We start from the raw sequence: 18,100 nt of genomic DNA, 5'->3' as shown, positions 1-18,100 counted from the left end.
TATACCTAAACCTTAAAATAATGTTGAAATATATCACTAATCTGCTAAAAGGTGCATTAATGGGAGCTGCCGATGTAGTGCCAGGTGTGTCGGGCGGTACAATTGCCCTTATAACCGGCATTTATGAAGAACTTGTAGATTCTATAAAATCAATCAATGCACAAGCCGTTAAACTGCTGTTTAAGGATGGGGTTAAAAGCTTCTGGCAACACATAAACGGATGGTTTCTGGTTAGTGTTTTTGCAGGCGTTTTTTTAAGTGTTTTTTCATTGGCCAAAATATTAGAAACGCTCCTGAGCACTTACCCTGTTATGGTGTGGTCATTCTTTTTCGGCCTCATCATTGCTTCTGCCATCACCATTCTCAAAAAAATTAAGAAATGGGAACTTTCCGAGGTTATAGCTGTGATAGCCGGAACTATAGTTGCATATTTCGTGACAGTTTTAACGCCTGCCCAAACACCTGAAACCTGGTGGTTTGTTATGTTTTCGGGTGCATTGGCCATTTGTGCTATGATTCTCCCGGGCATTTCAGGTGCATTTATTTTACTATTATTGGGAAAATATGCATACATTATTGGAGCAATCAGTCAGCTCGACATAACAATAATTGCCATCTTTGGAGTTGGTGCAATCATTGGAATTTTATCTTTTTCTAACCTGCTTTCTTACCTGTTACATCGTTTTCATGACATTACAATTTCGGTGCTGGCCGGATTCATGATTGGATCACTAAACAAAGTATGGCCATGGAAAAAAACAGTTGAAACCTACGTAAACAGGCATGATGAAATAGTACCTCTGGTTGAAAAGAATGTGGGACCACATGCTTATGAGCAAATAAGTGGATCACCGTCTTTTTTGGGATATGCCATATTATTCGCTGTAATCGGTTTTATGGTTATTTGGGGATTTGAATTTTTCGCAAAAAGATTAACAAAATAATGATGCTAAAACGTTTAGGGCTCATAGGGTATCCGCTTTCGCATAGCCATTCACCGGCTATCTTCGAGCGGCTATTGTCCACGCCTGATTTAAAGGAAATCAAATATGAACTGTTCCCCCTGAAATCACTTGACGAATTACCCCAACTACTTAAAAAGCATAAGGATTTAATTGGATTTAATGTAACCATACCGTACAAGAACCAAATACTTAACCGGCTTACTAAATTATCGCCTGTTGCAACTGGTATTGGCGCCGTGAATACAGTTAAGGTTAAGCGAAAAGGAGCCCTATATGAACTCGAAGGTTATAATACCGATATCTATGGATTCCAGCAAACCCTGGAGGAATATCGCATACAAAATAAAAACGCCCTTATTTTTGGGGACGGAGGTGCTGCCCAGGCAGTTAAGCATGCACTTATGAATAAAAACATAACTTTTGAAGTTGTAACACGCAACAAATCAGGACTCCACTACAAGGACCTTACACCCGAAACAATTAGGAAGTACAACTTATTAATAAATACAACGCCGGTGGGTATGCACCCTGATATAGAAAATGTTTTACCAATTCCTGAAGCGGGAATAACGCAAGAGCATACCTTAATTGACCTGATCTATAACCCAGCTGAAACTTCGTTTATGAAGCTGGGTAAAAAACATGGAGCTAAAGTGATAAATGGCGCCCTCATGCTTGAAAAACAGGCAGAAAAAGCCCTTGAAATCTGGTTAAGCGATTAACTTACATCCGCTCCGGCACATCAATGCCCAGCAACCACATGCCATTTTTTATAATTTGTCCGGTTTGCCATGAAAGGCTTAACCTCAGATTCCGAACATCTTCATCGGTCTCATTCAGCACAGAATGATCATGATAAAACTGATTGAAGGTTTTAACAAGGTCAAACAAATAGTTGGCTACAAAGCCGGGGTTCATACTTTTGCCCGCTTCGGCTACCACATTAGGAAAATGCCCAAATTGCTGAATAAGCTCTTGCTCTTTCGGTTGCAAATCTATGCTTAACGGGAATTGCGGTAGTTGGTTTTCTACATCTGCTTTCCGCATCAATGAGCGTATGCGTGCATGAGTGTATTGAATAAACGGCCCTGTATTGCCGTTAAAATCAATGGACTCTTCGGGATTGAAGAGCATATTCTTTTTGGGATCGACTTTAAGTATAAAATACTTTAGCGCCCCGAGTGCAACAATATTATGTACATACGCGATATCAGACTGACTCATTCCTTCAAGTTTACCAGAATCAGCCGAAGCCTTTGCAGCTGTACTAATCATGGTGTCGATTAAATCATCGGCATCAACCACAGTACCTTCCCTTGATTTCATTTTACCTGATGGCAATTCTACCATGCCATAAGAAAGGTGAAACAGCTGTGTAGCCCATTCATACCCCATCTTCTTTAAAATAAGCGACAGTACTTTAAAATGGTAATCCTGCTCATTTCCAACAACATAAACATGTTGGTCAATGTCATAATCGGCAAATCGCTGTACGGCAGTACCCAAATCCTGTGTCATATAAACTGAAGTACCATCGCTGCGCAGCAAGATCTTTTCATCTAACTTGTCTTCGGTTAAATCAGCCCACACAGAACCATCTTCCTTCTTCTTTAACAATCCTTTTTCTAAATGATTCAGTACAAGCTCTTTTCCCTTTTTGTAGGTATCTGACTCATAATATACTTTATCAAACTCAATTCCCAACCGGTTATACGTTTCATCGAAACCTTCATAAACCCAACTGTTCATCTGTTCCCACAACTTCATCACCTCAGAATCGCGATCTTCCCATTTGCGCAGCATTTCACGTGCTTCCAGTATTAAGGGCGCCTGATCTTTGGCTTCGTCCTCGGTTTTTCCTTCTTGTTTGAGCGCCTCAATTTGCTTTTTATACTCCTGGTCGAAACGTACATAAAAGTCACCAACTAACTTATCCCCTTTCACACCTAAATCTGAGGGTGTTTTCCCTTCGCCCCAACGTTGCCAGGCCAGCATGCTCTTACAAATATGAATACCCCGGTCATTCACCAGATTTACTTTAACCACCTCATTTCCACAAGCTTCAAGAATACGAGCCACAGCATAGCCAAGTAAATTGTTTCTAATATGCCCCAGGTGTAGTGGTTTATTGGTATTAGGGGAGGAATACTCAATCATGATTTTTTTGCCCGATCCCTTTTCTGCAAAACCAAAATCAGGTTGTTGAACAATATCCTGCAATGCATTTAACCAAAATCCATGCGACAATGTAAGGTTCAGAAAACCTTTAACCACATTGAACCGGTCAAAAACCACAGATTTCTCAACCAAAAAATCACCAATTCGTTTGGCGGCATCCTCGGGTTTTGTTTTTGCCAGTCGAAGCAATGGAAATACAACTAACGTAAAATCTCCTTCAAAATCAGCTTTTGTTCTTTGAATCTGAACCTGCTTCGGATCGATTTCCTGTTCAAAAATCCGCTCTAAAGCCTTATGAATCTCCTGGTTAAGGTACTGTTCTATATTCATTCTGAGTATTCTTTATTTTCGAGCTGCAAAGATAGTAAATTATCACCTTTACAGATGATAATTTACATTAAAGCAAAACAGAAAATAGTTTTAATGGAAATTTATATTTTTGTGGCAACAAAAAATGAAGATTATGATGACGCACGAAATTGAAAAAGCAGACCTATCGAATATTATACTCATTGGTGACCGTATACTTGTAAAACCGCGCAATCCCGAGAACAAAACAAAATCCGGGCTTTATCTCCCGCCTAATGTACAGGAGAAAGAAAAAGTACAGTCGGGCTATGTAATTAAAGTGGGCCCGGGTTATCCGATACCTTCTATGAATGACGAAGATGAAGCCTGGAAACCCAAAGGAGATGACGTGAAATATGTGCCAGTGCAACCAAAAGAGGGCGACCTGGCGGTATATCTCCCGAAATCGGGATATGAAATACAGCTGAATAATGAAAAATACTATATCGTACCGCAATCAGCCATATTAATGGTTTTGCGAGACGAAGGGCTGATGAAGTAAACTCAGATACGAATCAGGTTATAAACAAATTAACTTTTTAGCGCTGAATACATAATTTCAATGGGGTGTAAAGCATCGCGTTTGGTACCATCCTTTATCTGGTGACGGCAACTGGTTCCCGGAGCTGCAATAACAGACTCTTTTGATGCAGCTCTGACTGCCGGGAATAATACAAGTTCACCCACTTTCATCGATAATTCATGATGCTCTTTTTCGTAACCAAAACTTCCGGCCATACCGCAACATCCTGAAGGTATTTCGCTAACGCTGTAATTTTCAGGTAGCGACAGCATTTTCATTGTCGGTTTTGTAGATGCCACAGCTTTTTGCTGACAGTGCCCGTGCAGTTTTATCTCCAGTTGCTCATCAGTAAAAAACTCAGCTTTAATGTTGCCCTTTTCATATTCTCTGACAAAAAACTCATCAAACATAAGGGCGTTTGGTGCTATTTTTTTTGCACTTTCGCGCAACTCCTCACCTACAAGCTCCGGATATTCATCTCTAAAAGAGAGTATTGTCGATGGTTCAATACCAATAAGTGGGGAATCTGCAGAGATAATATCGGCAAATTTTCGCACATTTCTTTCTGCAAGTTTCCGTGCGCTGCGTAATAAACCTTTTGACATAAATGCCCTTCCGCTCTCGGAGTGTTTCACAGTCTTTACCTGATATCCCAGTTTATTAAGCAACATGATGGTTTTAACTCCAATATGTGTGTCGTTGAAATTAGAAAACTCATCGATAAACAAATAAACAGCTCCCCTTGTACCTTCATTTAACTTTTGCGCATAGCGTTTCACCTCTTTACTAAGCGTTCTTTTTTGTAAAGCAGGAATACTGCGATCTACTGCAAATCCAAGCGTGCGTTTTATAAATTTTGATGTAACTCTGTTTTGGAGAAAGAAATTGGTGATACCCGGGAGCAAACTACCCATGGCATTAATGCGGCTTATATTTGCAATTGCCCTGGTACGCAGCGGAATACCGTTTGCATCGTAATAATGCTGTAAGAACTCCGCTTTAAGTTTAGCCATATCGACACTTGAGGGGCATTCGCTTTTGCAGGCCTTGCACGAAAGGCAGAGGTCAAGCACTTCATAAATCTCCTCATGATCGAACGGGTTTTTCCTGGGCGAGTGTGTTAAAAATTCCCGCAAAATATTGGCTCGCGCCCTTGTCGTGGCTGATTCATCTAACGTAGCCATGTAACTTGGGCACATGGACCCTCCACTCAGATGCGTTTTTCGGCAATCGCCAGACCCGTTACACAGTTCAGCTGCCCTGAGTATGCCACCCTCACGGCTAAAATCAAAAATAGTATCTGGTTCTTTGATTTCGCGATCTGGTTCATACCGCAAACTTTCATTCATTGCAGGGGTATCGGTAATTTTTCCTGGGTTAAATATGCCATTCGGGTCCCAGGTCTTTTTCAAGCGCTTGAGCAATTCATAGTTTTCATCGCCGATCATCAATGGGATGAACTCACCGCGTAGCCTACCGTCTCCGTGCTCGCCACTTAAGGAGCCTTTATACTTTTTAACGAGTTTAGCTATTTCCAGGCCTATTGTGCGAAAACGCTCCACATCTTCGCTTTTTTTCAAATTCAGCACTGGCCGCAGGTGTATTTCTCCTGATCCCACATGAGCATAGAACACACACGACATGTTTTGCTGATCAAGTACCTTGCGAAAATCTCTGATATAATCGGGCAAAACCTTCACATCTACAGAAGTGTCTTCTATCACAGTAACAGGCTTGGCATCACCGGGAATATTCGACAAAACGCCCAGGCCGGCTTTTCTTAAAGCCCAGACCTTAGGTATATCATTTCCTAAAACAAGCGGAAAGTGATATCCATAGCCTTTTTCGCGCATTGATTGTTCCACATCACCGGCCAACTTTCTGATTTCCTCTTCGGTTTCGCGGGCAAACTCAATAATTAATATGGCCTGGGGATCTCCTTTTAGAAAAAAGCGGTTTTTATTCTGTGTAATATTATCTTTTGTAGCCTCCAGTACAATATCATCCATAAGCTCCACCGCGCCGGGTTTATGTTCCAGGGCAATTAAATTGGCGTGTAAAGCCGCCTCAAGTGTCTCAAAATGGGCGCACACAAGTCCTTTTACAGGAGGAGGTGTTGCAACAAGATTCAGTTTAATGGCTGTTGTAAATGCCAGGGTACCCTCAGACCCTGCCAACACCTTAACCCAATTAAAAAGCTGAGCCCCTCCAAAAACTTCAGTATTTAGGAGCAAATCTATTGCATACCCGGTATTCCGCCGATAGATTGAAGGTTCGGGATAATATTCTTGTATTCGCTTTTGCACATCAGTATCAGACAATTCGTCGCGTATATGTCTGTAAATATCACCTTCCAGTGATTCTAACCTGCACTTTGCATTAAATTCCGATTTTGTAATATCTTTAAAAACCACTTCACTTCCATCACTTAAAACGGCCTCTATTTCTAGCGTATGGTCCCTGGTTGTTCCGTAAATAATTGAGTGTGAACCACAAGAGTTATTACCTACCATACCGCCCATCATACACCTTGAGGAGGTGCTGGTTTCTGGACCAAAAAAGAGGTTATCGGGTTCCAGCATCATGTTAAGTTCATCTAAAATAACCCCGGGTTCTACTTTCACCCATCGCTCAGTTTTATTGAGTTCAATAACATTCGTAAGGTAACGGGAAACGTCAACCACTACTCCACCCCCCACAACCTGTCCGGCCAGAGAAGTTCCTGCGGTGCGGGGAATTACAGAACTTTTATTTGCTGCAGCCCAGTTTATGACCAGTTTAATGTCCGATTTATTCTTCGGATACACTACTGCACGAGGCACTTCCCGATATGCAGAAGCATCTGTGGCGTATAATAATCGTGTGCGGTAGTCGGTATGTAACTCACCTGACAGTTGGTTTTTTAACTCAATCATCTTATATATTTTTGACAAGAGCCGAAAGTTACGACATCATAGTATTTTGCGCAAATGTTCCAATCCATTTAATGCACTCTGCTCCCTGTTTTTTATAGTTTGCAATTATTAAGCTTCATAAATGATTAAGTTTATATTAATTTTTTATTTTTGTAGAGACCATGGCAGTTTTAGATTCTACAATACTGAAGCAAATTAACATCACAACTGATATGCCGGAAAGGAATTATTTTGCCAGGGCTCGCTTTAAACCAGAAAATCTAGAGCAATGAAATCAATTTTCACTTTGCGCATGAATCTCAAAAACAGAATGCTGTTTTTAATACTTTCATTTACGATTGTAATATTTATTGTTGCAGTTGGTTACATAGGACTTTCTTCAAGAAGTATGGCCTATAAAAGTGCCAAAAAGAATGCCGATAAGATTACAGCACAATCTGCACTAGAAATTGAGAACAAGCTCAACGTGAGTATGGACGTCATTCGTACGCTTGCACAATCGTTCAGCAAATGGGAAATGTGGCCCGACACTGTCTGGCAGCATTATGTACAGGAAATGTATTACCCGGTTTATAAAGAAAACCCACAGATATACAAATTATGGGACAGCTGGGAAATGAATATGGTTGATGATGATTACAATCTACCCTACGGACGCTATACCAATACCTACTATCGATTAAACGGAAAAATAAAATTTACAGCCCAAAAACGCAGTATTAACCAGGATCCACCACTTTATGCCAAAATTAAAGAGGAGGCCCGGGAATCGATTTGGGAGCCTTATTGGGATGTTTTTAGCGAGGAGGGCGAAACCAGGCAATTCATGACCAGCATGTCTGTACCCATCAAAAAAGATGGAAAATATGCCGGAATTATTGCTGTAGATATCACCATGGATGCACTCCAGGAAATTGTGAGTAACATTCGCCCCATGGAACGCAGTTATGCCTTTTTAATATCGAACGAGGGCACACTCATAAGTCATCCCGATACAGCTGCCATTGGAAAATCTATAACAGAGGTAATGCCCGACCATGATCTGAAATACGACCTGGCTGAGAAAATAAAAGCAGGTAAAAAAATTGCTTACAGGGAAACAGATAACCATCTGGAAACGGAAACATATCGGTCTTACGCTCCTGTAATTGTTGGAAAAACCAATACACCCTGGTCTATCGGGTTAAGTATCCCGGTCGACATAATTACAGCAGAGGCTGATAATAACCTATTGATCAGTATTTTGGTTACTTTAATCGGACTGGTATTGCTAACAATTATCATTTATTTCATTGCCATCCGTATTTCCAGTCCGATTAGCCGGGCTACCAAAATGCTCAAGAAAATTGAAGATGGCGACATCCACAACATTGATAAAATACAAATTGATCGACACGATGAAATTGGTGATATGGCAAATTCGCTGAATATGGTTACAGAAGGCCTAAACGAAACTGCCAGATTTGCCGAAGAGATCGGGAAAGGAAACTTAACTTCTGACTATAAGCCCAAAAGCGAAAAAGATGTATTGGGCAATGCATTGATTGAAATGCGCCAAAGCCTTCAAAGTGCCAGAGAAGAAGAGGAGAAACGTAAAGCCGAAGATGAAAAACAGCGCTGGATAACCAATGGATTGGCTAAATTTGGAGAAATACTGCGACAGGATAATGATAACCTTGAGCAATTGTCGTTTAATATTATCAGCAATCTTGTTGATTATCTGGACGCCAATCAGGGTGCCATATTCGTACTGAATGACCATGATGAAAACGACCAGTATTTTGAATTACTTTCCTCAATAGCCTACGACCGTAGAAGGTACATGCAGAAAAAAGTTAAAACAGGTGAAGACCTCGTAGGTAGGTGTGCACACGAAAAAGCCACTATTTACATGACTGATGTACCGGATGATTATGTAGAAATAACAAGCGGAATGGGAACAGCCAATCCAAATTCCATATTGATTGTTCCGGTAATGATGAATGACATTGTTTATGGTGTGGTAGAAATGGCATCTTTTAATGAAATGACGCAGTACCAGATTGACTTTGTCGAAAAAATAGGCGAAAGTATTGCTTCCACACTCAATAGTGTTAAAGTAAACCAGAGAACACAAAAACTACTGAAAGAATCGCAGCGCCAGCGCGAAGAGCTTTCAGCCCAGGAAGAAGAGATGCGGCAAAATCTTGAAGAGCTTCAAACCACGCAGGAAGAAGCTGCACGCCGCGAATTTGAAACCCGTGGCCTCATCAATGCCCTTAGCGCGTCAACCTACACTGTTGAATATGATTTACATGGAACCATCACAGACACGAACGACAGGTTTGCAGCACTTATAGGTATGACCAAAGAACAAATGATTGGGTTGAATCACAGCGATGGGGTAGATTTGACAGGAAAATCGAAAGAAGACTATGAACGATTCTGGGAAGATTTGCGCCACGGAATTCCACGTTCTGATATAAACCACATCAATTACGGCGGTAAAGACATTTATCTCAGAGAGACATACACACCAATCCTTGACGAAGATGACAAGCCTTATAAGGTACTCAAAATTGGTATCGATATCACAGAGCAATATCAAAACGAAAAAGCACTGGAAAAAGCCCAACAAGAATTGCAAAAGCTCTCAGAATCGCACGAACAAAATACGAAGCTAATTGAGGAGCTTAAACAGCAGGTAAATACAGAAAAAGCCGAAAATATCAAACTAAAAAACCAACTGGAAGAAGTTCAGAATGCCAACCCTGAAAAATCGGCCAGTAAAAAAACAACAACTGAAAATAAGGAACTGCCGGAACCGGGTAAGCCGCTTATCAATAAAAACAAATCTTTACGAACTGGTATAGAAGAGTTAGATGAGCAACATGATAGAATTATTGATATGGTGAATGATATTTTTGAAGCTTTCCGCTCAAAAACGAACCGTAGTCAAATAAAAGAATCGCTTAAAACACTGATCGATTACAGTTCATGGCACTTTAGTAATGAAGAGCGATATTTTGAACAATTTGGTTTTGAGGAAGCTGATGCACACAAAAAATCGCATAACGGATTTACCAGTGAATTACAAAAATTCTCCAAAACCTATGACAAAGGCAGAATAGAAAAGTACGAAGAATTTATGCTGTATGTAAAACACTGGATTGAATCACATTTTGCAAATGACGATCAAAAATACGTTGATCTCTTCAAATCAAAAGGGTTATAAAAATTAAATATAACAGAGACTGGTAGAAACCGCTAAACGGAAATAAGCTTGTGGCAGTATTGATAAAAAAGAATTAATGCTTAATTTTAACAGTCTTAAACAGATGTTTTGCCAGAAACACAAATTACAAAGCAAAACAGTAATCAGCGCTGCATAATGAAAAGAAAATTAGGAATACAGCAAAAAATTCAGATTTACATATTATCGTCAGTTGCACTGATTTTCATCATAAGCCTCGGTTACACCGGCTGGCAGTCGAAAGAAAAAATGCTTTCGGTTTCAAGAGACCTTGCCGATACCTATGCCCGTGAATATGCCAACCGGGCAAGCGATGAACTGAACTATTATGCCGATGCAGCGCTATTTTTACAATCAGTTTTTGAAGGTTATACATTCCTCCCCCATAATCGACGTCGCGAAATTTTGAGTAACTATCTCAAAACCACACTCAGGGATAACCCTAAGTTTTTATCGGTATGGTCAATTCTTGAACCTGATGCACTCGACACCTTAAAACAACAATACAAAAACAAGGTGGGCAGCACGATTTTAGGTAATTTCAGATATGTATATTACCGGCAGGATGATGAAATTGTACTAAGCCGCTACGTAGAACAGGATCCGGAAGCAGTGCTCTCGGGTAATGTATATTCGCTAGTTAAGCAACGAATGCAAATCACCGTTGTGGACCCTTATTATTATTCCTATTCCGGAAATAAATCAGATGAAATACTCGAAACCAATATTGTAAGTCCGGTAATAGAAAACGATAATTTTCTTGGGGTGGTGGGTATTGATGTACCGCTGATTACCATAAGCGAACAAATAAACCAATACCAGCCCATTGAGGGTAGTTTCGCATTTTTGCTCTCGCACCACGGACAAATTGTGAGCTTCCCGGAAGAAAACGCAATTGGGAAAAATTTAAATGATATTGGATTTATCTCCAATGACTCACTTGATCTGAACGCATTAATAAACTCCGGTGAAACTTATTCATATTATACGAATTACGACAATCAAAAATATTACATTACAGCCGCACCCGTAAAAATTACCGGTACCAGCACCAGCTGGTACGTAAACATGGCCCTTCCGGAAAGCCATATAACCGAGAATGCATTATCTACCATCTACAATGCCCTACTGGTTGCGCTTGCCGGCCTCATTTTTCTTGCCATCATAATCACCATGCTTGCAAGAAAAATAACCAGGCCCATAAAAAAACTCACACATGTGATGGATAAAATTTCGCAGGGCGATGTATCGACAAAGCAAAAACTCAATATCAGTACCGGTGATGAAATAAATGACATGGCCATTGCACTGAACAAATACATCGATGGTTATACGCAAAAAACACATTTTGCCTCCCGTATTGGCGACGGCGAGCTAGACGAAAAACTGGATTTACTCAGCGATGAAGATAAACTGGGAAAATCGCTCATGCAAATGCGCGATAACCTAAAAAAAGCAAGACAGGAAGAGGAGAAACGAAAAGAAGAAGACAAAAAACACCGATGGACCAACGAAGGAATTGCAAAATTTGCCGATATATTGCGTCAAAACAATGACAACATCAAAAAATTGTCATTTGAGCTCATGCGCAACCTCATCAACTACCTTGAGGTAAACCAGGGCGCCCTTTTTGTGATCGAAGAAGAGGAAAAAACAACATATTACGAGGCAAAAAGCACCATAGCATTTAATCGCAGACAATTCAATAAAACACGGTTTAAAATCGGAGAAGACATAATAGGCAGATGTGCGCACGAAGGCAAAACCATATACCTGAAGGAAGTGCCGGAAGACTTCATAAAAATTACTTCAGGCATGGGCGAAGCACGACCAAACACTTTACTCATTGTACCGGCTGTACTTAATGACAAGGTATACGCCATTATGGAACTGGCATCTTTCAGGCAACTCGAAGCTTTTGAAATTGAATTTGTAGAGAAAATAGGTGAAAGTGTAGCCTCTACAATTGCCAACGTCAAAGTATCGGAGCGTACACAGGAGTTGCTGAAAGAATCGCAACATCAGCAAGAAGAGCTGGGCTCACAGGAAGAAGAGATGCGCCAGAACCTCGAAGAACTCCAAACCACACAGGAAGAGGCTTCGCGCAGGGAATTTGAACTACGCAACCTGATTGAAGCGCTAAGCGTGGCCAATTACATGGTGGAATACGATATGCATGGAATTATTACCGAAGTAAACGAACGCTTTGCGACTCTTGTTGGACTGGCCAAAGAACAAATTATTGGCATGAATCACCGCGACGGCCTTAAAATGAGCGGATTAAACAAGCAGAATTATTCCCAGTTCTGGGAAGATCTGCGCCACGGCCATACCCGGACCGAAGAAACGCGGATTGAATATAATGAGCGTGAGCTATACCTTTACGAAACATACACACCGGTACTCGATAAAGATGATATACCCTATAAGGTGGTGAAAATTGCTGTGGATATCACTGAACTGAAAAATGCACAAGCTAAAATTGAAAAGCAAAAAGCAGCACTTTCAGCAAAAGATGAAAAAATAGAAACACTGGAGCTGCAAAAAAATACCATTGAGAAGCAACTCGAAGAAGAAAGAAAAAACAGCCAAAGACTGGCCGAGGAGCTTAAGCACACCCCCCAACGCAACGTAAAAGCAGGCGACCCTGAGGCTAAACTGGATCAGGATGCGCCGCAGGTAGTATTGCCACCGGCCGGAGAACCTCTGATTGCTTTCGTGCCCGAAATGGAAAATGCCATTGGCGAACTAAACGATCAGCATCACAGAATAGTAGAGCTCATAAATGAAGTGTATATTGGGTTGCGCACCGACAAACCCAAAAAAGAAATCAAAGAAACCCTTAAAATGCTGGTGGACTTCACAGCATGGCATTTCAGCAACGAAGAGCGATATTTCGAAGAATATAAATTTGAAAATACCGAATCACACAAAGCCAGCCACAAGGCATTTATCGATCATATTGATGGTTTTCGTAAAAAATACCAGGCAGGCCGCATAAAATTCTACGACGATGTAATGCGCTTCCTTAAAGCATGGATCGAAAATCATTTTGCTACCGAAGATCAGGAATATGTAGAGCTGTTCAAATCTAAAGGACTATAACATTATGAAAACGCTTCTTTTCCCTATTATTGCGGCAACATTACTTTTTTGGGGGTGCGATAAAACAGGTAAGCAATCGATAACTTATCCCATTCAGCAAAACAATTTCTCAAAAGTTACAACCCATAAAGCACTAATGACTTTTTTGCAAAAGGTCGACACTGCTTCAGGCTATATTACAGTAAAAAATGCCGGACACACCAGTTCAGCAATGGCAATTCCTTTAGTAAAAATTCAAAAGCAAACGAAACAATACAAGCCAACCGTATTCATCATTGCACAGCAACATGGCAATGAACCATCGGGTAAAGAGGCTGCACTGGCACTAATCGCCGGTTTTGCCAATAAAAAATACATGGCCGTACTCGATAGCATAAACCTTCTGATTATGCCACAGGTAAACCCCTGGGGAAACGATCATGACGAACGGCGCACAGCCGGTGATTTCGACCTTAACCGCGATCATCTTGTACTGGCCACAAAAGCGAACCGTATAGTACATAAGGTATTTCATAAATACAAACCTGAAATCACCATTGATGTGCACGAGTATTACCCATACCGGTCGTCGTGGGAAGAATTTGGCTACATTAAAAATTTCGACGTACAGCTTGGCGGCCCTACCAATCCTAATATAAATCATTCGTTGTTCGATCTGTTTTATGATGAGGTACTCCCTTACGCTAAAAATGCGGTAGAAGATGCCGGATACAGCTTTTTTGAATACACACTGGGCCAAATTCACAGCGAAGGTGGGCGTTTGCGCCACAGCACAACCCACATTGATGATGGACGACAAAGTTTTGGTATTATGCACAGCTTTCCCATGATCATAGAGGGTAAAAACGGCAAAACGACCAACCACAACCTTGAACGACGCACCAAAAGCCAGTTGGTATTGCTTGAATCCCTTATTGCCTGGTTTTACCAGAATGCCACCCGTGCATCGAACATCGTTACAAAAGCAAGGCGCGAGCTAAAAAATGCAAAACCAGGAGAAAAGGTGGGTATACGCTTTGCCCATGTTAAAGGAAAACAGAAACTGGCCTATCCCTTGCGGTCTATAAAAACAGATAAAGACACCATTTTTATGGTCAAGGAATATCATTCTGTAAGAAAATCAACAGAAACCGTTGATCGGCCAAAGGCTTACCTGATACCGAAAGATGACTTCAAGCTCAATGCATGGCTGCAAAAGCATCACATTGAATATGAAGATTACGAACCCGGCGAAACGGAAAAAATCACACAATATACCATTCAAAAAGTAGATACAGCCACATGCAACGAAGGTTGGGATTTTCTGAATGTAAAAGTAAATGCAGATATGAAAACGAGCGTACCTGCAGACAAGGCTTATATTGAGGTTCCCACCACTCAGTTAGCAGCCAATAAATTGGTACTGGCACTCGAACCCCGCTCCATGCTTGCCCTACTCAACGATACCAGTTTTCATTACCTGGTTGAGCAAAAGCAATACAAGATATTGCGGGTGGAGTAGCTTGCTGCTATGCTGCAAACTCAGGGAAGGCCTATTGGTGCAAGCAGAATGTAAATATTTTGAATAAAAATAAAATACGTTTTTGAAATTCCGCTTCCATGAATCCCAGGTAGTGATTAAGATTTGGGACAAAACCTTATTTTCAGTAAAGCTTTTATAAAAGACTTTTTTAACAGCCTCCTAAGGGCTCCATTAAAACTTGCAAGCGAGGGTTTCGCGCTAAGTGAAGCCCTCGCTATTCGATAATGCCAATCGGAGGCCGACTCCAAGTCGGTCTCCGATTATTGCACACCCGCCTCCACAACCAGTATCTCCTCTTCCGTTAAGCCGTAAAGTTAGTATACCAGTTGGTCGATTTGGGTTTTGGAAATGCCGTTAACATTGTAATTTAATTTTTTTTGATTTTGGTCTACTTCATGCTATTCCCCGGCATTTATTTTTTGGCTACCTCAAAAATTATGAATCAATAATTGTCAACCTGCTGCATTTTATGGGGATTTTGCCTGCAATCGAAAACTGCAGCAATTTTTATGTAGTTGTTTTCTATCCAGTAAATAATTTTATAATTGCCTTCAATTAAATACCGGTAATCATACTCCCTGTTTTGTAATAGTTCTTCAATCTGCCCTATAGTTGGATGTTTTTCCAGCGTAAGTGTCTTATCGATGATTCGGGTCACAATATTTTTAGCTATGTTAACACCAGCCTTGTACTTCAGGAAATCGAAAATATCTTCGAATTGATACCTGGCAGTATCTGTCCAAAACACCTTTAGCTCCATGTGTCTATTTCATTTTTCAGGTCACCAGCAGAAGTTATACGGCTATTTTTTGAATCATCTTCAGCACGGTCTATCATACTGTTAAACGTTTCAGTCGACATGGGCTCATTTATGCTTTGGTATTGCTTTTGCCTTTCTTGCTGCAAAAGATTTTCAAGTTTAGCAATCATATCCTCATTTTTCAACTTAAGAAACTCCTGTATAAATTGTATTTTTCGTGCCTGAATATCCATTGGTTTTTTAACCAAATATACAAAAAAGATGCCTTGCTGTCCAAACAATCTGGTATATGGTTCTACTTTAATTAGCCGAAGGCCGGCTCAAAACTGATCTCCGATTACGGCCCCGCATAAACTTGCAAGCGAGGGTTTCGCTCCAGGCGAAGCCCTCGCTGTTCGGTGCTTTCTATTGTACCCCTGCCTCCACAATCTGTATTTCTTCTTCCGTTAAACCGTAAAGCTCATATACCAGTTGGGCGGTATAACCGTCCTGTTCGTTTTTGTTTTTGTTCTTTAATTTCTTTTGTGTGTGTTCAATTTGATGTAAAAAATGCTTCTCTACTTCCGAAATTTCATTTTTATGGATTTCTTTGAACTTTTCTTAACCCATATCGGTGCGTCCATTGGTACATTTGATCATCAAAGTCTGTAACGATAATTTCATCGTTGAGCATTGCTCCTATTCGTTCGTGATTATTTTCGAACCAATGGTAATCGGATTTGATTTCAATGTTTTTGTATTTTGGTTCCAACACCAACACCCCGGTAAAAGCAAATAATCCAAACTTATAAACACCTTCGGGTTCCATTTCCAAACGTACGATTTCATAATTATGGCTCAAATTAAGCCATTCGTAGTCCATACCCGGGACATCAAACCTGAAGTCAGTAACCTGCCGGCCTCGCTTATCGATATAACCCCATTTTCCGTTTTTTTGAACCATAATATAGGTGCTATCGATCCAACCTTCGCCCACATCATCGAAAAATTTGGTAAGCAGGTTGCCGTAAATGTCGACCAGTGCATATTTTCTGTCAAGAAAATCTTTTTTATGGTCGTCCATTACGAACGATACGCCATTATCGAATGGTTCATTGGTATAATCGCACCAATGGGCGATATGATAATCGAACTTCCGAACAATGCGCCCCTTATAATCAAACAGATAGTTTTCCTGGTATAACCATTGGTCATAATTTAACATATTGACATCCCCTTGTTGGTAACCCAGCTTTTCATAATCAGTGGGGTTGTCGTAGTACGAATCGTCTACTTCGTACCATTTTTCGAGTGTGTATTTTCGTTTGTTTTCCATATTGCTATCGGTTTTTGCAAGTAAAGGTAATGGGTCGTGGGCAGCTTCAACGTTGCCTAATCGGAGTCCGACTCGGAGTCGGGCTCCGATTAAGGTCTCCGGTTATTGCACGTAACCACGCGATACAACCGACCGTAGGGAGCTCAGCGTAGCTAATCGCGCGGCAGCAGTGTCCGGTTCTTTCTATTGCACCCCCGCCTCCACAATCTGTATTTCTTCTTCGGTTAAGCCGTATAGCTCGTAAACCAGTTGGTCGATTTGAAATAATTACACTAACAACAAATGTAACGAAAAACAAACTAAAATCGATCAACTGAGAAAATCAATTCTTTGAAGGTAAGGGTTCCGCTCGCAGGGAGTGTCACGGTTCGGAATTTCTAAAGGAATCCGGGATTGAATAACATTAATCAGCTAAATGAGTTAAAAAGGCAAATCATCAACCTGCTATTGAGCATCTTCTGTTAATTAATGTTTAAACTTGCAATACCATCTTGTGGGTTTCAAGCGTTCAACTATTTTTGCAGAGATTTCTTAACCCAAAACCATTAATTATGAAACCTATTTATCTAACCGTTTTAGCTGTATTGTTAAGCATGACATTACAGGCGCAGGAAGACGAAATGCGCTACATTTTCAGCAATAAAGACTACCGCATTAGCGGTTTTGGTGCGCCAATTGTACAATTCAGTACCTACGATGGAGACTTTGCTGTATTTAGTGGCGGTGGCGGTGCCGCTATTTTCAACAATACCTTTTTTATTGGAGGTTATGGTATGGGAATGGCTTCAGAGCACCAGTTTCCACAAATTTATGACCAGCACGGCAACAAAATCAATGTGAATTATAATGTTGAATTTGGCTCAGGTGGGCTTTGGATGGGTTATATTTTTATGCCCAACAATCCGGTACATTTTGGTATAAGCTCAAAATTCGGCCTCGGCACTATTTCACTCTACGATTCTGATTTTGAATACGATGAAAATGATCGCCATAACGATTTTATAGGCGTAATAGCCCCACAGGCAGAAGTGGAAATGAATCTGACACGCTGGTTTAAAATTAGTTTCGGCGCCGGGTACCGTTTTGTAACAGGTATTGGCACAGAAACTTACATTGCTGACGACCAGGAAAACACCAAGCGATATTTTGAAGATGATGCATTCAATGCGCCTTTCGGTAATATAACTTTCTCATTTGGCGGATTTGGAGCAAAAAAGGATTAGTGTTGACAGCATCA

Annotated in this window: 12 protein-coding genes; 7 read left to right on the top strand and 5 right to left on the bottom strand. The window is 40.7% G+C overall.

The window, feature by feature from the left end; translation table 11 throughout:
- The first annotated feature begins 20 nt into the window (after positions 1-20).
- Both VJ937_RS01640 and aroE read left to right on the top strand, forming a co-directional pair.
- Complete coding sequence (locus tag VJ937_RS01640; RefSeq protein WP_324065178.1) at positions 21-944, top strand: DUF368 domain-containing protein; 924 nt, start codon at positions 21-23, stop codon at positions 942-944.
- Positions 944-1,687, top strand: coding sequence for a shikimate dehydrogenase (gene aroE, locus VJ937_RS01635; RefSeq protein ID WP_324065177.1), 744 nt, complete (start codon positions 944-946; stop codon positions 1,685-1,687). The genes VJ937_RS01640 and aroE overlap by 1 nt, the downstream gene beginning before the upstream one ends.
- A 1-nt stretch (position 1,688) precedes the next feature.
- Here the strand turns inward: aroE and argS are convergent, their stop codons facing one another.
- Entirely contained in the window at positions 1,689-3,473 is a 1,785-nt protein-coding gene (argS, locus tag VJ937_RS01630) for an arginine--tRNA ligase (RefSeq protein ID WP_324065176.1), read from the bottom strand.
- A gap of 133 nt (positions 3,474-3,606) precedes the next feature.
- Here argS and VJ937_RS01625 point away from each other — a divergent pair, with 133 nt between their 5' ends.
- Positions 3,607-3,993, top strand: a complete 387-nt coding sequence (locus tag VJ937_RS01625; protein WP_237214916.1) for a co-chaperone GroES — start codon at positions 3,607-3,609, stop codon at positions 3,991-3,993.
- A 29-nt stretch (positions 3,994-4,022) separates the two neighbouring features.
- Here VJ937_RS01625 and VJ937_RS01620 read toward each other — a convergent pair whose 3' ends face one another.
- On the bottom strand, positions 4,023-6,929 hold the full coding sequence (locus tag VJ937_RS01620) for an FAD-binding and (Fe-S)-binding domain-containing protein (protein WP_324065175.1): 2,907 nt from the start codon (positions 6,927-6,929) through the stop codon (positions 4,023-4,025).
- A 268-nt stretch (positions 6,930-7,197) separates the two neighbouring features.
- On the opposite strand from VJ937_RS01620, the gene VJ937_RS01615 reads away from it, so the two are divergent.
- The 3 genes from VJ937_RS01615 to VJ937_RS01605 all read left to right on the top strand — a co-directional run bounded on the left by VJ937_RS01615 (position 7,198) and on the right by VJ937_RS01605 (position 14,767).
- A complete protein-coding gene (locus tag VJ937_RS01615) occupies positions 7,198-10,143 on the top strand; it encodes a bacteriohemerythrin (protein WP_324065174.1) in 2,946 nt (981 codons plus the stop codon).
- A gap of 156 nt (positions 10,144-10,299) precedes the next feature.
- Positions 10,300-13,266, top strand: a complete 2,967-nt coding sequence (locus tag VJ937_RS01610) for a bacteriohemerythrin (protein WP_324065173.1) — start codon at positions 10,300-10,302, stop codon at positions 13,264-13,266.
- A 4-nt stretch (positions 13,267-13,270) separates the two neighbouring features.
- Positions 13,271-14,767 (top strand): M14 family zinc carboxypeptidase, encoded by a 1,497-nt coding sequence (locus tag VJ937_RS01605; protein WP_324065172.1) that lies wholly within the window; start codon positions 13,271-13,273, stop codon positions 14,765-14,767.
- 463 nt (positions 14,768-15,230) lie between these two features.
- Here VJ937_RS01605 and VJ937_RS01600 read toward each other — a convergent pair whose 3' ends face one another.
- The 3 genes from VJ937_RS01600 to VJ937_RS01590 form a co-directional block, all read right to left on the bottom strand.
- Entirely contained in the window at positions 15,231-15,548 is a 318-nt protein-coding gene (locus VJ937_RS01600) for a type II toxin-antitoxin system RelE/ParE family toxin (RefSeq protein WP_324065171.1), read from the bottom strand.
- Positions 15,539-15,781 (bottom strand): hypothetical protein, encoded by a 243-nt coding sequence (locus tag VJ937_RS01595; protein ID WP_324065170.1) that lies wholly within the window; start codon positions 15,779-15,781, stop codon positions 15,539-15,541. Before VJ937_RS01595 ends, VJ937_RS01600 begins: the two co-directional genes overlap by 10 nt.
- A gap of 344 nt (positions 15,782-16,125) precedes the next feature.
- Positions 16,126-16,863 carry a hypothetical protein gene (locus VJ937_RS01590; RefSeq protein WP_324065169.1) on the bottom strand — a complete coding sequence of 246 codons (738 nt, stop codon included), beginning with the start codon at positions 16,861-16,863 and terminating at the stop codon, positions 16,126-16,128.
- Between the two features lie 551 nt (positions 16,864-17,414).
- Between VJ937_RS01590 and VJ937_RS01585 the strand changes: the two genes are divergently transcribed.
- Positions 17,415-18,086 (top strand): hypothetical protein, encoded by a 672-nt coding sequence (locus VJ937_RS01585; RefSeq protein WP_324065168.1) that lies wholly within the window; start codon positions 17,415-17,417, stop codon positions 18,084-18,086.
- Positions 18,087-18,100 lie beyond the last annotated feature (14 nt).

It is taken from the genome of Salinivirga sp. (genome assembly GCF_035268865.1).
Taxonomy (GTDB): domain Bacteria; phylum Bacteroidota; class Bacteroidia; order Bacteroidales; family Salinivirgaceae; genus Salinivirga.
The sequence above is the reverse complement of the archived record's forward strand: the minus strand, read 5'-3'. Positions and strand labels throughout refer to the sequence as shown.